20 protein-coding genes and 1 tRNA gene are annotated in these 16,778 nt (G+C 63.3%); 7 read left to right on the forward strand and 14 right to left on the reverse strand.

What is annotated here, in order from left to right; translation table 11 throughout:
* Positions 1–66 precede the first annotated feature (66 nt).
* From BM364_RS06265 to BM364_RS06275, 3 genes are all read left to right on the forward strand, one after another.
* Complete coding sequence (locus tag BM364_RS06265) at positions 67–345, forward strand: FAD assembly factor SdhE (protein ID WP_210186389.1); 279 nt, start codon at positions 67–69, stop codon at positions 343–345.
* Positions 342–3,827 (forward strand): transcription-repair coupling factor, encoded by a 3,486-nt coding sequence (mfd, locus tag BM364_RS06270; RefSeq protein ID WP_092422343.1) that lies wholly within the window; start codon positions 342–344, stop codon positions 3,825–3,827. The genes BM364_RS06265 and mfd overlap by 4 nt, the downstream gene beginning before the upstream one ends.
* A gap of 143 nt (positions 3,828–3,970) precedes the next feature.
* Complete coding sequence (locus BM364_RS06275) at positions 3,971–4,675, forward strand: invasion associated locus B family protein (protein WP_092422346.1); 705 nt, start codon at positions 3,971–3,973, stop codon at positions 4,673–4,675.
* A gap of 62 nt (positions 4,676–4,737) precedes the next feature.
* Here the strand turns inward: BM364_RS06275 and BM364_RS06280 are convergent, their stop codons facing one another.
* The gene (locus BM364_RS06280) at positions 4,738–5,904 is read right to left on the reverse strand and encodes an FAD-dependent monooxygenase (RefSeq protein WP_092422349.1); all 1,167 of its coding nucleotides are present in this window, start codon (positions 5,902–5,904) and stop codon (positions 4,738–4,740) included.
* Between the two features lie 214 nt (positions 5,905–6,118).
* On the opposite strand from BM364_RS06280, the gene BM364_RS06285 reads away from it, so the two are divergent.
* The 4 genes from BM364_RS06285 (at position 6,119) to BM364_RS06300 (ending at position 9,612) form a co-directional block, all read left to right on the forward strand.
* Positions 6,119–7,054 carry a TerC family protein gene (locus BM364_RS06285; protein ID WP_092423945.1) on the forward strand — a complete coding sequence of 312 codons (936 nt, stop codon included), beginning with the start codon at positions 6,119–6,121 and terminating at the stop codon, positions 7,052–7,054.
* Complete coding sequence (locus BM364_RS06290; protein ID WP_092422352.1) at positions 7,051–8,022, forward strand: quinone oxidoreductase family protein; 972 nt, start codon at positions 7,051–7,053, stop codon at positions 8,020–8,022. Before BM364_RS06285 ends, BM364_RS06290 begins: the two co-directional genes overlap by 4 nt.
* Positions 8,023–8,082: 60 nt before the next feature.
* Positions 8,083–8,172 (forward strand) — tRNA-Ser (locus BM364_RS06295).
* Positions 8,173–8,286: 114 nt separating this feature from the next.
* A complete protein-coding gene (locus BM364_RS06300) occupies positions 8,287–9,612 on the forward strand; it encodes a tyrosine-type recombinase/integrase (protein ID WP_092422355.1) in 1,326 nt (441 codons plus the stop codon).
* Here BM364_RS06300 and BM364_RS06305 read toward each other — a convergent pair.
* From BM364_RS06305 to BM364_RS06360, 13 genes are all read right to left on the reverse strand, one after another.
* On the reverse strand, positions 9,596–9,817 hold the full coding sequence (locus tag BM364_RS06305; protein ID WP_092422358.1) for a hypothetical protein: 222 nt from the start codon (positions 9,815–9,817) through the stop codon (positions 9,596–9,598). The genes BM364_RS06300 and BM364_RS06305 overlap by 17 nt on opposite strands.
* Complete coding sequence (locus BM364_RS06310; RefSeq protein WP_092422361.1) at positions 9,817–11,784, reverse strand: DNA cytosine methyltransferase; 1,968 nt, start codon at positions 11,782–11,784, stop codon at positions 9,817–9,819. Before BM364_RS06310 ends, BM364_RS06305 begins: the two co-directional genes overlap by 1 nt.
* Entirely contained in the window at positions 11,781–11,909 is a 129-nt protein-coding gene (locus BM364_RS18760) for a hypothetical protein (protein WP_280140626.1), read from the reverse strand. Before BM364_RS18760 ends, BM364_RS06310 begins: the two co-directional genes overlap by 4 nt.
* Positions 11,906–13,246 carry a site-specific DNA-methyltransferase gene (locus BM364_RS06315; RefSeq protein ID WP_092422364.1) on the reverse strand — a complete coding sequence of 447 codons (1,341 nt, stop codon included), beginning with the start codon at positions 13,244–13,246 and terminating at the stop codon, positions 11,906–11,908. Before BM364_RS06315 ends, BM364_RS18760 begins: the two co-directional genes overlap by 4 nt.
* Positions 13,243–13,449 (reverse strand): hypothetical protein, encoded by a 207-nt coding sequence (locus tag BM364_RS18395; protein WP_092422368.1) that lies wholly within the window; start codon positions 13,447–13,449, stop codon positions 13,243–13,245. The genes BM364_RS06315 and BM364_RS18395 overlap by 4 nt, the downstream gene beginning before the upstream one ends.
* Positions 13,446–13,763: a hypothetical protein gene (locus BM364_RS06325; protein WP_092422370.1), complete on the reverse strand. Its 318-nt coding sequence runs from the start codon at positions 13,761–13,763 to the stop codon at positions 13,446–13,448. The genes BM364_RS18395 and BM364_RS06325 overlap by 4 nt, the downstream gene beginning before the upstream one ends.
* Positions 13,760–14,764 carry a phage Gp37/Gp68 family protein gene (locus BM364_RS06330; RefSeq protein WP_092422373.1) on the reverse strand — a complete coding sequence of 335 codons (1,005 nt, stop codon included), beginning with the start codon at positions 14,762–14,764 and terminating at the stop codon, positions 13,760–13,762. The genes BM364_RS06325 and BM364_RS06330 overlap by 4 nt, the downstream gene beginning before the upstream one ends.
* Entirely contained in the window at positions 14,757–14,981 is a 225-nt protein-coding gene (locus BM364_RS06335; protein ID WP_092422376.1) for a helix-turn-helix domain-containing protein, read from the reverse strand. The genes BM364_RS06330 and BM364_RS06335 overlap by 8 nt, the downstream gene beginning before the upstream one ends.
* Positions 14,978–15,370, reverse strand: coding sequence for a hypothetical protein (locus BM364_RS06340; protein WP_092422379.1), 393 nt, complete (start codon positions 15,368–15,370; stop codon positions 14,978–14,980). Before BM364_RS06340 ends, BM364_RS06335 begins: the two co-directional genes overlap by 4 nt.
* Positions 15,360–15,584: a hypothetical protein gene (locus BM364_RS06345; protein WP_092422382.1), complete on the reverse strand. Its 225-nt coding sequence runs from the start codon at positions 15,582–15,584 to the stop codon at positions 15,360–15,362. Before BM364_RS06345 ends, BM364_RS06340 begins: the two co-directional genes overlap by 11 nt.
* Positions 15,581–15,982, reverse strand: coding sequence for a hypothetical protein (locus BM364_RS06350; protein WP_092422385.1), 402 nt, complete (start codon positions 15,980–15,982; stop codon positions 15,581–15,583). Before BM364_RS06350 ends, BM364_RS06345 begins: the two co-directional genes overlap by 4 nt.
* Before the next feature lie 2 nt (positions 15,983–15,984).
* On the reverse strand, positions 15,985–16,248 hold the full coding sequence (locus BM364_RS06355; RefSeq protein ID WP_092422388.1) for a DUF2312 domain-containing protein: 264 nt from the start codon (positions 16,246–16,248) through the stop codon (positions 15,985–15,987).
* Between the two features lie 86 nt (positions 16,249–16,334).
* Complete coding sequence (locus tag BM364_RS06360) at positions 16,335–16,778, reverse strand: hypothetical protein (protein ID WP_092422391.1); 444 nt, start codon at positions 16,776–16,778, stop codon at positions 16,335–16,337.

Below are 16,778 nucleotides of genomic sequence, written 5' to 3' on the forward strand. Positions count from 1 at the left end.
AAGGGGCGACAAGCCGCGTAAGAGACATGTCCAAATCGGGAACAAACTTGCATCATGGTGTCTCAAATGGCTGCCGGTGAGGACATTGCTATTCGTCGCAAGCGCTTGCGGTATCGGGCGTGGCACAGGGGAACCAAGGAAATGGACCTGGTGCTGGGGCCATTTTGCGATGCCCATGTCGAGCGGTTCGATGACGCAATGCTCGACCGGCTCGAAGCGCTGATGAACGAAGAAGATCCGCCACTGCTCAAATGGGTGATGCAGCAGGAAGAGCCGCCGCCGCATGTGGACCGGGCGTTTCTGGAACTTGTAGTTTCCGACCATCAGGCGCGGATCGAGCGATGAACGAAATGAGCGGTCTTGCAGCAGCGCGGACGCTGTCCAATGTGCCCGATGGCATGCAGCCCATGGTGCTGGCCAAGTTGGTCGAGGACCGGCTCAAGGCCGCGCCGGACGATAGTGCAAGCCTCGTCTTTGTCGCGCGCGATGGCCGGCGCATGCAGCGGATGGCAGAAATCCTGGGCGCCATGTTGCCGGGTCATGCGATCCTGACCCTGCCGGCCTGGGACTGTCTACCCTATGACCGGGTTTCGCCCAATACCGTTACCATTGCAGCACGGATGAACACGCTGGCAGCGCTGACCAATGGCGGCAAGGGCGCTGTCGTTCTGACCGCAGTCAACGCGCTGATCCAGAAACTGCCGCCGCGCGATGTGGTGGAGACCATGTCGTTTTCCGCTGCCGTGGGACGGGTAGTCGATAGCGAGAAGCTGATCGGGTGGGCGTCGAACAATGGCTATCTGCGCGTGCCGACCGTGCGGGAGAGCGGTGAATATGCGGTGCGCGGAGGGCTGGTCGACCTGTTTCCGGCAAGCGCCGAAGCGCCGCTGCGCTTTGACTTCTTCGGCAGCCAGCTTGAATCGATCCGGACGTTCGACCCCGACAGCCAACGCACGACGGGCACGCTGAAGCGCGTCGACCTGACGCCGATGAGCGAGGTCATTCTCAACGAAGAGACCATTCGCCGCTTCCGGCAGAACTACACCGCCACATTCGGTGGCAATACGGTGGACGATACGCTTTATGCCTCGGTGAGCGGGGGATCGCGCTATTCGGGCACCGAGCACTGGTTGCCGTTTTTCTACGAGCACATGGATCGGCTCGCCGACTATACGGGCGATGCGCCGTTCGTTTTCGACGATCAGGTGGCGGAGGCCTTTGCCGAACGTGCCGAACAGATCCGTGACTATTATGACGCGCGCGAAGCCGCGCGGCTGACGCCGCCGGTTGCGGGGGCAGGGGCGCCCTATAAGCCGATCAAACCCGAACTGCTTTACGATCTCGATGCGGCGCCGCAGACGCTGGCGGGCGCGTCGGTGATCCAGCTTTCGCCGTTTCTCGCGCCCAATGCCAAGAAGGGTGACGATGCCGGGGGGCATATCGCGCCGAGTTTTGCCGCCGAGCGGTTGGCTTCCGATGTCAACCTGTTCGAGGCGGTGGTCGAGCGGCTGCTGGCGGAACGGCGCCAGGGACGAAGGGCAGTCGTTGCCTGCTGGAGCGCGGGCACGCGCGACCGCATGGCGCAGGTGCTTCGGGATCACGGGCTGACCAATCCGCGGCTGGCGGAAAACTGGCGCGACGCGGAAACGACGAGCGCCGCCACCACCTCGCTGGTGGTGCTGCCGCTCGAAACCGGGTTCGAGACGAAGGATTTGCTGGTCCTTTCCGAGCAGGACATTCTGGGCGAACGGATCCTTCGGCCGCAGCGCAAGAAGAAGGCGTCGGACGCGCTGACCGAGGCCGCCTCGCTTTCGGCTGGCGATCTCGTGGTGCATGTGGATCACGGTATCGGCCGGTTCCTCGGGCTCAAGGTGATCGAAGCGGGCGGAGCGCCGCATGAATGCGTCGAGCTGCAATATGCCGGCGAAACCAAGCTCTACCTGCCGGTCGAAAATATCGAGTTGCTGACCCGTTACGGATCTGACGATGCGTCCGTGGCGCTCGACAAGCTGGGCGGCGTCGCCTGGCAGGCCAAGAAAGGCAAACTCAAGCAGCGCATCCGCGAAATGGCGGAGCAGCTCATCAAGCTGGCCGCGCAGCGCATGCTCACCAAGGCCGATGTCATCGATATCAATGCCGGGGCCTATGACGAATTCGCCGCGCGCTTCCCCTACGAGGAAACCGAGGACCAGCTCAACGCCATCGAGGCAGTGTTCGACGACATCACTTCGGGCAAGGTCATGGACCGCCTCGTTTGCGGCGACGTGGGCTTTGGCAAGACCGAGGTGGCCCTGCGGGCTGCGTTCGGAGTGGCGCTTTCGGGCAAGCAGGTGGCCGTGGTGGTGCCGACGACGCTTTTGGCGCGGCAGCATTTCAAGACCTTCTCGGAGCGGTTCCAGGGGTTGCCGGTGCGGGTGCGGCATGCATCGCGCATGGTCAGCGCCAGCGAATTGAAGGCAACCAAGGAAGGCCTTGCCGACGGGCAGGTCGATATCGTGGTGGGAACGCATGCGCTGCTGAGCAAGACCATCAAGTTCCGCGACCTGGGTCTCCTGATCATCGACGAAGAGCAGCATTTCGGCGTCGGCCACAAGGAGCGGCTCAAGGAGCTCAAGGCCAATGTGCATGTGCTGACGCTGACGGCGACGCCGATCCCGCGTACCTTGCAGCTGGCCCTGACGGGGGTGCGCGACCTGTCGCTGCTGGCAACGCCGCCGGTCGACCGGCTCGCGATCCGAACCTTTATCTCGCCCTTCGATCCGCTTTCGATCCGCGAAGCGCTCTTGCGCGAAAAGTATCGCGGGGGGCAGAGTTTCTACGTGGTTCCCAGGATCAAGGACCAGCCCGACATCGCCGAGTTCCTGAGGAGCCAAGTGCCCGAGGTCAGCTTTGTGGTTGCCAATGGGCAGATGGCGCCGGGCGAGCTCGACGATATCATGAACGCTTTCTACGACGGCAAGTTCGACGTGCTGCTGGCAACGACCATCGTCGAATCGGGGCTCGATATCCCCAATGCCAATACGCTGATCGTGCATCGGGCTGATCAGTTCGGCCTGGCGCAGCTTTATCAGATCCGGGGGCGCGTCGGGCGCGGCAAGCAGAGAGCCTATGCGCTCTTTACCGTGCCGGCTGACAGAAAATTGACCGACACTGCGGAGCGGCGCCTTGGTGTGCTGCAGTCGCTCGAAAGCCTCGGTGCAGGCTTCCAGCTGGCCAGTCACGATCTCGACATCCGCGGTGCGGGCAACCTGCTTGGCGACGAGCAATCCGGTCATATCCGCGAGGTGGGATACGAGCTGTACCAGGCCATGCTGGAAGAGGCCGTGGCGGCGCTGCGCAGCGGCGAAGAAGAATACGAGGACCGCAACGAGTGGAGCCCGGCGATTTCGCTGGGCATGCCGGTCATGATCCCCGAGCACTATGTGCCGGACCTGACGCTGCGCATGCAGCTTTACAGAAAGCTCGGCGATCTCAACGACATCCGGGATATCGACGCTGCGGGAGCCGAGCTGATCGACCGCTTCGGACCCTTGCCTGAAGAGGTGGAAGCGCTGCTCAAGGTAATCCTCGTCAAGTCCTTGTGCCGACAGGCCAATGTGGAAAAGGTCGATGCCGGACCCAAGGGCGCGGTGCTGACCCTGCGCAACAACGAGTTCCCCAACCCGGTGGGGCTGGTCAAGCTCGTGAGCGATCCGGCCAACCAGGTCCGCATCAAACCCGATCAGAAACTCGTGTTCGCGCGCAATTGGCCAAGTGCCGAGCAAAGGCTGAAGGGGACTGCCGCGATCCTGTCGAAACTGGCAAAACTGGCCGATGCGAGCCCCTGAAGAAGGCGTGTTGCCCTGCTGCCTCATAATATTTTGGCAAGGGCTTCCGGTCATGTTATTGCCCGAATTGAGCCCTTGAAGGGCAGGTAAGTTTCTAGGTGGCTGAGTGCCGCCGAGACCGCCAAGGAAGGCAAGGACACTCTATGGAATTCAGGAAACCCCTCGTTGCCGGTTTGACCGCGATCGCGCTGATGATGTCGCCGGTTGCCGCTTTCGCCCAGGATGCCGCACCTGCCACCGAAGCTCCGGCTGCCGCCGCGCCTGCTGCAGCGCCGGCCGGCGGCCCAAGCCAGAACTGGCTCAAGGTTTGCGATCCGCTCGAAAGCGGACAAAAGGCTTGCATCATGCGGCAGGTGGTTCTGGCCAATGGGCAGTTCCTCGGCTCGTTCCTGCTGCGCGACGATCCGGGCCAGGAGTCGCGCCTCCTCGCCGTGGCTGCCGTGCCGCTCGGGGTGCTGCTGCCGTTCGGCCTGACCTGGCAGATCGATGGCGCCAAGCCGGTTCGCGTGCCGTACATGATCTGCGATCCCACCTCGTGCGCCACCCAGCTCGTGATCAATGAGCAGTATGTCAACTCGCTCAAGGGCGGCAACAAGCTGACGCTGACGGCCAAGAACCGCCAGAACCAGGATCTGACCATCGAGATCGACCTGGCTGGCTTCACCGCTGCTTATGACAGCGACACGGCGATGACCTTCGAGCAGTTCCAGCAGGAAACCTCGGGCGAGAACGCTCTGGAGCAGGTTCTGCAGGACCGTGCCGAAAGCCTGCGCCAGCAGCTGACCGACCAGACCGGTGCTCCGGCGCCGGAAGCGGCTCCCGAGGGCGAGGCTCCTGCGCAGCAGTAAGCGCTGAACCATCGAATTGAGCAGAGGGGCGTGGCGAAAGCTGCGCCCCTCTTGCGTTAGGCTCAGGCGCGGCGCTGGCCCATGCCGATGCCGAAGGCGCTGCGGCGCAGGGGCGGCAGGAGCTTGAGCGCCCAGAGACCGCCCGCGCGCAGCGCTTGAGCGGGGATCATTTCGGCCAGCAGCGAGCGGAAGAGCGCGTCCACCATGCCGCCGGTGCGCTGCAAATCCCCGGAGCGGCGGCGGGCGTAGGCGGTGCTGGCGGTCAGTGCCCAATCGGGCGCGGAGCGATCGGCTTCGGCGAGGACGGCGACGAGATCGGCGACATCGCGAAGACCGAGATTGAGGCCCTGGGCGCCGATGGGGGGGAAAGCGTGAGCCGATTCTCCCACGAGTACCGTGCCGTCGCGACCAGCCTCGGCGACGCTGAGGACGCTGAGCGGGAAGACAAAGCTCGGCGAGGCGAGCGCGATTGATCCAAAGAGGTTTTGCGAGCGCGTGCGCAGGGCGGCAAGCAGCGCTTCGGGACCAGCGGCCTGTGTCTCGCGCAACAGTTTCTCTTCGTCGATCCAAACCAGGTTCGCGCGTTTCTCGCCGGCAGGCACCAGGGTGAAGGGGCCGTGGGGATAGTGGAATTCAATCGAGGTGTTGCCAATGGGGCGGCCGAGTTCGAGATCGCAGACGAGGGCGGCTTCACCAAAGGCGTGTTCGCGGGCCGTTATTCCGGCGGCGCTGCGGATCAGCGACTTCTTGCCATCGGCTCCGACGACGAGGGGGGCGGAGAGGGTGGTGCCATCGGCAAGGCTGACATGGCCCAACCCGTTTTCGCGGTGATAGGCCACGACGGCTGCGTTGCGGGTGGAAAGGCCGGTGGCGGGCGCGGCAGCCCCGAAGCGCTCGAGGAGTTTCGCATTAGCAAAATTCCAGCCGAAAGCGGGCTGGCCGATCTCTGTCGATTCGAACAGGGTTTCCGGGGCGCGGATCAGGCGATTGGTGGCATCGATGATACGGATGGCGGTGAGCGGATGTCCTACGGCGGCGGGCGATTCGATGAGGCCGGCGCGGAGAAGAAAGTCGACGCTGGGCATCATGAGGGCCGATGTGCGCCGGTCAGGCGGCGCGGCGGGGGCGAGATGGATGGTGTCGAACCCGGCACGGGCGATGCTGACAGCTGCTGCAAGGCCGGCAAGCCCGCCGCCCACGATGATGATTTCCGCGTCTTGAATGGTCATCGCTATCCGCCAACCGTTTGCATCGACAGAACCGGTTTAGCAAACAATGACCAACGCCGCCATTTTCCGGCTTGCCGCAGGGCTATCAACCCAAGAACAAGCCCGGTTTGAAAAGCCGGGTGCTCACGCTCTTGTCATCTGCCCGAAAACACCCCCACATTACCTCCGCTTAACGCTGCTCGCAGCAGCTTGTATCCGCAATGGGGATCCCATCATGCTTGAGCTTCTGGCCGATCCGAATGTCTGGGTCGCCTTTCTTACCCTGACGGTCATGGAGATCGTTCTCGGTATCGACAATATCGTCTTCATCTCCGTGCTCGTGTCGCGCCTGCAACGCGAGCAGGCCGAATTTGCCCGCAAGATCGGCATCGGACTGGCGCTCGTTTTCCGCATCATCCTGCTGTTTTTGATCAGCTGGATCGTACAGCTCCAAGACCCGGTCTTCTCGGCATTCGGGCATGATTTCTCCTGGAAGGACATCATCCTTGTCGCCGGTGGCGGTTTCCTGATCTACAAGGCAACGCACGAGATGCATGCCGCGATCGAGGATACGCACGAGGTGACGGCGGGTAGTGCCGCGTCGGCGACGCTGCAGGCGATCCTCCTGCAGATCGTTGTGATCGACATGGTCTTCTCTATCGATTCGATCATCACGGCCGTGGGCATGGTGCCGGCGGATCAGGTGGCGGTGATGGTGGCCGCGGTGCTGGTGGCGGTCGGGGTGATGTTCGTCGCTTCCGGCCCGATTGCCCGATTCGTCGCCGATCATCCCACAACCAAGATGCTGGCCCTGGCCTTTTTGCTGCTGATCGGTGTTACGCTGGTGGCGGATGGGCTCGGCTTCCATATCCCCAAGGGTTATATCTATTCGGCCATGGCCTTTTCGGTGCTGGTCGAGGCGGTCAACATCTTTGCCAAGCATCGCAAGATGCGGGCAGGCGCCGCGCGCAAAACCAGAATCACGCCCTTTACCGGCGACACCGGCTCGGTCTCTACGGAAGCGGCGCTTGCCGCCGTTTCTGGTCATCGTGCCTCGCCTCAGGCGCCGGCGCCCACGGGCACTTCGGTGCCCTCTCCGACCGCCTTCAAGCGGTCTCCAGCCAATCGCGCGCCGAAATCGGCGCCGCGCAAGCCAAGGACTCCCAAGTGACTCAAGTCGTAGCCATCAACAAGACCGGTGGGCCGGAGGTTCTGTCCATTGAAGACTGGACCATCGGCGAACCCGGCCCGGGACAGGCCCTGATCAAGCAGACTGCGATCGGGCTCAACTTCATCGACACCTACCAACGCTCGGGGCTCTATCCCATCACGCTGCCCTTTGTGGGTGGCAATGAAGGCGCCGGGGTCGTGAAGGCGATCGGTTCGGGGGTCACAGAGGTGAAAGTGGGTGACCGGGTGGCCTATCAAGGCCAGATCGGTGCCTATGCCAGGGAACGGCTCGTCGCCGCTGACCGGCTGGTGCCGGTGCCCGATGGGATCTCGGACGAGGTTGCGGCGGCCGTGCTGCTCAAAGGCCTGACGGCCTATTATCTGTTGTTCAAGACCTGGCCAGTGGCCGCTGGGGAGACCATCCTTTGGCATGCGGCCGCAGGGGGCACAGGCCTGATTGCAACGCAATGGGCCAAGTCGCTTGGTGCGACCGTAATTGGCACAGCCGGTGGACCGGAGAAGGTTGCGCTCGCCAAGGCGCATGGCTGCGACCACGTGATCGACTACAAGGCAGAAGATTTTGCAGCCCGGGTAAAGGAACTCACCGGCAAACGGGGTGTCGACGTGGTCTACGATGGCGTGGGCAAGGCAACCTTTGAAGGGTCTATCGACAGTTTGCGTCCGCGCGGACTGCTGGCCAGCTTCGGCAATGCCTCGGGCGTCGTCTCAATTCCGGACCTGACGCTGCTGTCACGAAAGGGTTCGCTGTTCGTTACCCGTCCGACTGGTCTTCATTATCTGTCGGAGCGCCAGGATCTGCTGGAGGGGGCCAAGGCCCTGTTCGACGCTATTGCCGCAGGCAAGATCAAGGTTGCAATCGGCGCGCGCTTTGCGCTTTCGGAGGTCGAGAAGGCGCATCGTGCACTCGAGGGACGCGAAACGACGGGCTCTGTGATCATCACGCCATAGCGCAGAATGCGCCGCGCCCTCTGGACAGGGCGGCGCGGCGCAGATAAACGGCTGAGCACCGGGTGGGTGGCAGAGCGGTTGATTGCTCCGGTCTTGAAAACCGGCGAAGGTGCAAGCCTTCCGGGGGTTCGAATCCCTCCCCACCCGCCAATGGCTCGACCGGAAACGCCCGGTTTTCCTCATGTTTTCCACTCCTCTTGACGTTTTGCAGCGGGCGTGTGCCCTATACTGCGTAACAAACTGTGTAACATTGGGGCCGCGCCAATGCGCCGAACGGGCATGATCAAGCCGCACAAACGTGCCGGCATCTACTATCTCGTCCGTCGAGTGCCCAAGGACTTCGCCCATCTCGACACGCGCGGCATTGTCCGCCTCTCGACCGAAATCGCCGTTGCCGATGACCCCCGCGGTGTGCGTGCCGGCCAGCGTGTGCAGGCTCTGAATGTCGAGCTCGAGGCATACTGGCGCGGGCTGCGGGATGGACAGAGCGCAGAGGCGCGCATGCGATTCGAAGCGGCGCGAAAGCGAGCCCTCGCCATTGGCGTCACCTACGAGACCATCAACGACCTGCTCGCCGGCAAGATCGAGGACCTGGTGGAGCGCGTGGAGCTGCTCGTCGATCGGAAGGCGCTGGAAAGCGAACTGGACGTGGCGGCCGTCCTCGGCGGTGAGCCGAAGGTGTCCATCATGCTCTCCAATCTCGTCTCGGAATATGAGGAGATGAAGAAGGCCGAGCTCGCGCTCAAATCGCCCAATCAGCGCCGCAAGTGGAAGAACCCGCGGCTGCTCGCCATCAACAACTTCATCGAGGTGGTGGGTGATAAGGCGATCGACCGGCTGACGCGAAGCGACGCCCTGCGCTTCCGCACCTGGTGGCTGGACCGTATTGTTGAGGAGGACCTCGACATCGGCACCGCCAACAAGAACCTGGGCATCCTTTCGCGCATGTACCGGGATTACAACAAGCTGCACCAGATGGGGCTGCCGCCGATCTTTGCCGAGATCGCCATCGAAGGCGAAATGGACAAGCAACGCGCCGCCTTCAAACCCGAATACGTCGAGAAGCAAATCCTCGCACCCGGAGTGCTTGACGATCTGAACGAGCAGGCGCGGGCCGTTCTCTGGATCGTTGCGGAAACTGGGCTCCGTATCAGCGAAGCCTGTGCACTCGACAGCACCACAATCAGCCTCGATGGCGACGTGCCCTATGTGATGGTCCGACCGAACGGACGCCAGCTGAAGGTGCAGCACACCGCCCGCGACATTCCACTGGTGGGGGTCGCCCTCGACGCCGCCAAGGCATTCCCCAACGGCTTCTCGCGGTACCATGACAAGCCCGATTCCTGCTCGGCTCTGGTGAACAAGTATCTGGGCCACCGGAACCTGCTGCCGACGGATGATCATAGCTTCTACAGCCTGCGCCACACCTTCGAAGATCGCCTGACCGCGGTGGACGCGCCCGAGAAGATCATCGCTGTTCTCATGGGGCACAAGCACCAGCGCCCCAAATATGGGGAAGGCCCGAGCCTTGAGCAAAAGCAGCGGTGGCTGCAATCGATCGTCTATAAGCCCGCTAAGCATGCTGGCTGACCTCGCGCGTCATCGCAGCCAGGATTTGGCGGGCGCGATCGCGGGCCGAGGGTGCGCGGGTGCGAGCCTCGAGATCGTCCGCCAAGCGATCGAGCAGCGGGCCATACTTCTCGCCATGGCGCAGCACAATATAGGCCATAGCGTGCACGGCCTTTTCGAGCCGTTCTGTGCTGACATGTTCCGTGCCGGCGCCGCGGTGGGTCATCAGTCCAACATCCCGTCGTTGGGCGAGTGGTCAATGCTGAGGGCGACAGCGAAGGGGCGGACCCAGATGGGTTCACTCGAGAGCATGAAGGTTTCGCCGGTCATCGCCAGGAGCAGGGTGGTTGCCATGACGCTCGCGATAGCCTCTGCAGCATCGGGCGGCACAGCATTGCCGATGCGCTCCCGCCAGGCGGAATCGGAAGTGCCATCCAAGACGAGCGGTTCGTCCGGATCGACGAGGCTTTGCAGGGCTGCCAGCTCAAGCGTTGTGAACGGGCGATGCCAAGTGCCATCGAGCGCGCGAATGACAGCTACGAGGCGTTCTTCGGGCTTTGGCAATTCTGTGATGGCTTCGGCGGGTACATCGCGGGGATCAGCGACAGACCATGGGCCGTTGTTATTTTTCGCGAAGCCGGGCACTGCGCGGCTCGATCCATCCCACGGCACGACGCCGTAGTGGCCGCCAGTCTCGAAGGCTTCGCGGTTAGGTTTCAAACCTACGGGTCGGGGATCGGCTACAGCGAAGGCGCCGTTGCCAGTAGTGCTCGCCGCAATCACAGCGCCGGCGGCCTCGTCCATACCCGTCACGCGATACTTGGTTTGCTTGTAATCGTCGCGCTGGGCTGGGCGAGGGTCGGCAACAGCCTGGCCGCCGCTGGTCGGCCCCTGTCCTGCCGAGATTGCACCGGCTTCCTTGTCCCATTCAACGACACGGAACACGTTGCTGAAATGCGGCCCCTCGCCATAGCGGGGATCTGCAACCGAGAACACGCCTTGGCCGGGCGCCTTAACGTTGATGACGGCGCGCCAGCGGCGTACCCCGTACTGCTTATAGTCGAGCCCTTCGAAGCGCGGATCGGCGACGGAGAAGCGGCCTGAAGCCGGGCGGCCATTGGCGGTGACGACGCCGGCGGAATCGTCCCAGCTCTCGACGCCGTAGGAGCCGTTGTGTGGTTCGGCCATGCCGCGCGGGTCGGCGATGTTGAACCGGCCGGTGGTAGCGCCGGCCTTGCCGGTAACCGTGCCGCTGGTGGCACCCCAGGGCAGCACGCCCATGATGTCGTCGCGCCAGGTGCCTTCGGGCATGATGCCGAAATCGCGCAGGTTGCCGTTCTCGATCGCCAGCTTGTTGAGCGAGCGCCAATCCGAGCCAGCCTCGACGAAGGCCAGGCGCACCCAGGTCTTCCACTGGAGCGCAGGCATGCGGTGCATGGCGCCGCCGAGGGGATCGCCGGGGAGCGGCAGCTTTTCCAGGATCTCGCCAACACCGCGCAGGCGGCGCTTCGGCGGCTCCCAGAGGAAGGGCGGGACCTTGGCCTCATGGCGGGCGACGAGGAGGAAACGCTTGCGGCTCTGGCCGAGACCACCGAGCACGCCGCAATCGTGCGTGGTCTCGGAGACCGCATAGCCATAGGAGCGCAGCAGGGCACAGATCTGGTCGAGCAGGTGGCGCCCGCGCTTGGCGATGCGCGGCACGTTCTCGAAGCCGATCAGCTTGGGCAAATCGTCCTTGAAGGCTTCCAGCATCAGCCAGACGCCGCGCAGGGTGAGACGGTTGAGCGCCTGATACTTGGCGGTCTTGCTCTGTGTCTCGCCCAGAAGGCCAGAGAAGCCTTTGCACGGTGCGGACAGAAAGACGATGTCGGGAAACTCGCCGTGCGCGGCGGAGCGAATGTCTGCCGAGGTGGCTTCCCGCCAATCTGCCGGCGGTTGCCGCCCGTGGAAGTCCACGTATTGCTCCCGATCGAACAGATCGAGGACAGTGCCTTCAACGCCGGCAAGTCGTGTGAAATCACGGATCGATGCGGGGTCGACATCAATGCCACCGACGCACCGGAACCGGCCCTCGATGCCGCCCACGCGAGACTTTCCGCGATTGAAGCCCTTAGCCGTCCCGCCCAGACCGCAGAAGAGCTGGAAATGGGTGAAGGTGACCTCTTTGCCGAAAACAGGGAGAATGGCGTTCATTGGGCGGGCTTTTCTTCTTTGGGGACGGCCGGGCGGCGGTCTTTCAAGCGGCCTTCGGCTTTCGCGCGGCGCTCGATGGTTCGGAGCAGGCCCTTGGTGCTCTTGGCGGTGGCGGGGGCTTTCATTCGGCAGCCTCCTTCGGTGTGTCGCTGAACAGGGGTGTGCCTTCGGCGCCATGGAGCGCTTCGCCAGCAGCGGCGACGACGGCGGCACGCTTGGCCGGGTCGGCGGCGAGCTCCAGGCGGCGGATGATGTCGGCTATGTATTCGGGCTCGCGCTCGATCAACACGGCGCGAAATCCCTCGCGGAAGGCAGCCTCGCCGGTCGTGCCAGTGCCGGCGAAGGGATCGAGGATAACGCCGCCTGGTGGCGTCACCATCCGGCAGAGGTATTGTTTCAGTCCGAGAGGCTTTACGGTCGGATGCTTGGCCCCAACACGGTCTTCTGCGGTGGCCTTGGCGCTGTAGAAGAAGCGCGCAGCGGATCCAGAATCGCCGTGATGGACCGACGGCACGCGATCACGCAGCTGGTACACGTTCTTCGACGACGTATTGCTTGGCTCGTCGCCTGTCACGGGCGCAAATGCGCCGGCGGTGGCGGGGAAATTGCTGACAACGCTATCGCTGCCATCATGGATCAGGTTAGCAGGCCAGCGCCCGAGGTTGCTCGCCGTTTCTGCATGCGCCCGGTTGTCTTGTGGCTCACCACCATAGCGCAGGTGAGACCAGAGCTTGCCGGCGCCGCCTCGCAAAGTCTCCTCGGTCGGTACGCGGCAACCATCGATGTTGATGCCGCCGGTCCCCCAAAGGAGGATGTTGTCGGTGCCGTTGGCTTCGCTGAATGGCTTCTGGCCCATGTAGATGGGTTCGATCGCTGGCTTGAGCGCCTGGCCGCCATAGCGCCAGCCCTCATAGCCAGGGGCAGCAATGCGCGTCGCTTTAGGGAAGCCGCTGCCAAACACCCAGCCCAGCATGCCGCCCAGGTCGTTGTGGACGAGCAACTGCATGAAGGCTGACACCTGACTGTCGGACAGCGATTCAAGGAAAGGCTGTGCGTCCGGGTGTTGGGTCAGGAAGGCGGTCAGCGGGTGGCTAATGAAACCAGCATCTTCAATCGCCACCTGCATGCGCCCAAAGCCTTTGGTGGACGCGAACGCCACCAGGTAGCCGCCGGGCTTGAGGACGCGCAGCATTGCCCGCCAGGTGCCGGGGCGAAACGCAATGTCGCCTCCATCCCACTTCTTGCCCATGAAGCCGGCGCCGGCGCGCTTGAAGGCGCCGGTCTTGCCCGACTTGGCAGGGGCGGCGCCGATAGCGCCGAAACGCTCGGTGATGGACGTCAGATGGTACGGCGGATCGGTCACGATCGCGTCGACGCTATTCTCGGGGAGCTGAGCCAGCACCTTGAGGCAATCGCCAGCACGAAGGGTGACCCGACCATCGAGGAACCGCTTCGGTTTCATGCTGCCACCGCTAATGCAGCAGGGCCCGCGGTGATGACGCGCCGCTCGCACTGATAGCTTGGCCGCCATTCCCAGCGGGTGGCGGTGGCCTTGTTCTCGGCGACGAGCTCGTCCACCGCCTGAATTTCGGCGTAGATCGCCCATTCTTCCTGGATCAGGGTGCGGCCAGCAATCAGGCCGTCGAGGATCTGCTCTTTGGTCACAGGGCGCGCTCCCCGTATTGCTGGGAGACGAGGCCGCCCACTACTTCGTCGATCCAGTCATCACGCCAGGCGGCGCCGTGCTGGGCTTCGGCGAGATCATTCACAGCGCGCTTGGGCGAGGCAAAATTGAGCATGCGGCCGAGCTGATCGTAACGAGCTTTGGGAAAGATCTCGCGGAGGCTCGCAAGAGCGATCAGGCGGGCGCGGCTGGTGCCCTTGTTGCGGAAGATTGATTCGGGATCTTCGCCGACGGCGCGGGAGGCTAGAACGACGGCTCGAGCGATCTGTTCGGCGGTGGGGAGGATGGCGGTCATGAGGCCACCCCGGGGAAGCCGTTGTGCTCAACGCCATCGAGCAGGCGGCCGGCGCGTTTCTTGCCGATCCGCATAGATGGTGGAGGGCACTCGCCGCCTGGGCGAGCCTCGCGGGTCAGCACGGCGTCGGGGTGCCACTCCCCCCACTGCTTGAACAGAAAGGGCACGTCGGCACGCTGGCATTGGTCGCGTAGGGCGCGGAACCAGTCCGGATGGGCAGGGCGAGCCTTGGCACCGCTTTCGCCGCCGGCAATCACCCAATCAAGCTCATGGATTTCGTCACAGAGGAATGCGCGGTGGCAGGAGGGGCAATAGCAGTCCGAGTCGTCGAAACCGCTATCAGTCCCCACAAGCTCAGACGAGCCGCACCAGCCGCAATGCTCGCAGCGGGTCATAAAGAATTGGGACGCGATGAAGGGTTCTCCGCCTGGGCGGTAAGCGGGGCGCCCTGTCGGAAGCCACCGCGTCCAATCGATCGCACCAAGCATTGGCTCGACACTGACAAAGCGGACAGCCGCGTCATGCTTGAGCAGGTGCGGGATGTTCTGCTCGGCGCGCTGCTGGTCTTCGACGGTGGCGCCGAGCCAGACATGTCCGGAGATTGCCTCCCAGAACTCGGGAAGCATCTTCTCGATGTTCATGGGGCGCTTGGTCAGCAGCAGCCAGTCGAGGTCGGGGCACTCGCGGATCAGAGCCCAGAGATCTGCACGCCAGTCGGCGGGCACCTGGTTGTCGAACACATCCGCCATAGAGGCGCAGAACACACGCTGGCGCCGTCCATGGCTTTCCTGAAACGCAGCTGACTTCTTCTGCCAACGGCGCGGCTCGTTCCAGTTCTTCTCGCTGGTGCGGCGACGCGGGACATTGCCCCAATGGTCGCCACCGGTGCGCTTGTCCAGGTCGGCCGCATAGCAGTGGTCGCAAGCAGGGCTGATCTTCGTGCAGCCCCACCATGGGTTGAACGTGCTGTCGGTCCACTCAATGGCGGTGGTTTCAGCCATGGCTCACCTCGGAACGGGTGGGCAAGCGCTTGGCGAGGACGCGCTGGAGGGTGCGGCGGTGGATGCCGAGCTTTTCGGCCGTCTTGGTGACGTTGCGGCCCGTGGAGTGGTGGGCGAGCTGGATGTAGTGCCAGCGGACCTGCTCGGGGGTGAGGTCCATGCGGAGGACAGCCTGGCGCAGGGTGGCGATGTGATCTGAGGTGCGGAGCTGGGTCATGCGAATAGCCGCTCGGGATGGAAGGTGCGCTGGCGGATGGTGTGGACCGCGGTGGTGGCGTCGAACTTGTGCTTGCGCAGCCAGCGATCGAGACAGTCGCCAAGCTTCGCCTCTAGGTCTTCGACCTCGCTCTGGGCCACGACTGGCATGTCGCCCGTCCAGCAGTCAGAGTTGGGCGTGTGGCATTGCAGCTCGATCAGGATCATGCGTCCGTCAAAGATTGCCGGGTCGATAGCAGCACGATCGGCCTCGATGATGGTGTAGCCACCCTTCGGGAAACGCCCGGCGGCCTGGTCCTGGGCATTTGCCTCAGCCGGGAAGCCACCATGCCACTTCTCGGGCTCTTCGCCTTTGCCCCAGAACCATTCGAACTCGCCATTACCGGCCATCGTCAGTCGCCTCCTCGGGGCGGCCGAACATCTTGGCGAGATCGTTGAGGGCGACCCGACCGCGGGCGATGACTTCGCCAAGCGTTTCGGCGGTGCCATCTTCGAAGGTGACGATATAGGCGGTCCCATCGCCATGAGCGCGCACCATGGCCTCGCAAGTTTCCTGCACACGAGAGACGGCGCGATAGATTTCGAGATCAGGAGCGGTGGTCATGCTTCGGTCTGCCCCTGCCGCAGCTGGGACGCGCGAAGGCCTGCCTGCATCAGTTCAATTTCGTCCTCGAGATCCATCTTGTGAGACGCGAGGGACTTCTTGGCGGCTTCGTATGCTTGATCGAGCAATTTTTCCCGATCGACAGCATCGGCGAGGAGGCTTTCCACCTCACGGAGATCCTTGATGATCTTTTCGCGTCGCACATGGCTGCGCAGCACCAGCGGGCGCGATTCCTGAGCCACAGTTTCGAGCGCGCTCTCCACCGCGGCGAAAGCATCCTCGCCAAGCGAAATGGGAGCAGGAGGTGCGACCTCGACAGGGGCGGGCGTGATAGCGACGGCTTCTCCGCTTTCGACGACGGAAAGAGCAGACTTGGTCGTTTTTGCTGGCGTGGCCATGATTAGCGCTCCGGTGGGGCTTCGACCATGCCGAGGGCGGACATGTAGAGCTCGAGCAGGGCTTCCTGCTCCAAGCGCTCGTTGGCGTCCTGCTTCCGGATGGTGACGATCTTGCGGAGGATCTTGGTGTCGAAGCCGTTGCCCTTGGCCTCGGCGTAAATCTCCTTGATGTCGGCCGCGATGGCGGCCTTTTCTTCTTCCATGCGCTCGATGCGCTCGATGAAGGCGCGGAGCTGGTCCTGGGCAACGGAGTCTTCGACAGCCATGACGGCCTCTCGGTGAAATTAAGGGAAGGGGGAAGGCCCGGCGCCGAGGGGCATGGCGCCGGGCCCGGCCAAGGCCGAGCGGGGGCTTACCCGGCCTGTTCGGTGTCTGGGTTGTCAGCAATCTTGACGAAGATGGCAGTGGCGCGCTGAAAGGCACCCGACCGAAGAATTTCGACGTGGTCGCCGATATAGAAAGCATTCAGACCCCTCGCGCGGATCTCGTCGAGCGGTACCTGGCTTGCTACCTCGCTGATCGATGGCTTGAAGAAGCCGTAGTAGCCGCACGTGACATAGAACGGGGCGCGCAGCTCTTCGCTTTCGGCCAGCTGGCGTTCGCCGATCAATCTCGGGCTCCAGATGCACGACGTGTTGCGCAGATCTTCGGTGTCCCAAGGCGTCCTAACGGCGGTAAAGGTGTCACCCTTGCGCAGCAGGTGGGTGAATTCACTGGCAAAGGCACGCAGTGCGACATCGTCGATCGGCGGGATGATTGGCTGAGTGTCATCGACCCATTGGTGAGTAACCGTCAT

This window comes from Devosia crocina, from assembly GCF_900116545.1.
Classification (GTDB): domain Bacteria; phylum Pseudomonadota; class Alphaproteobacteria; order Rhizobiales; family Devosiaceae; genus Devosia; species Devosia crocina.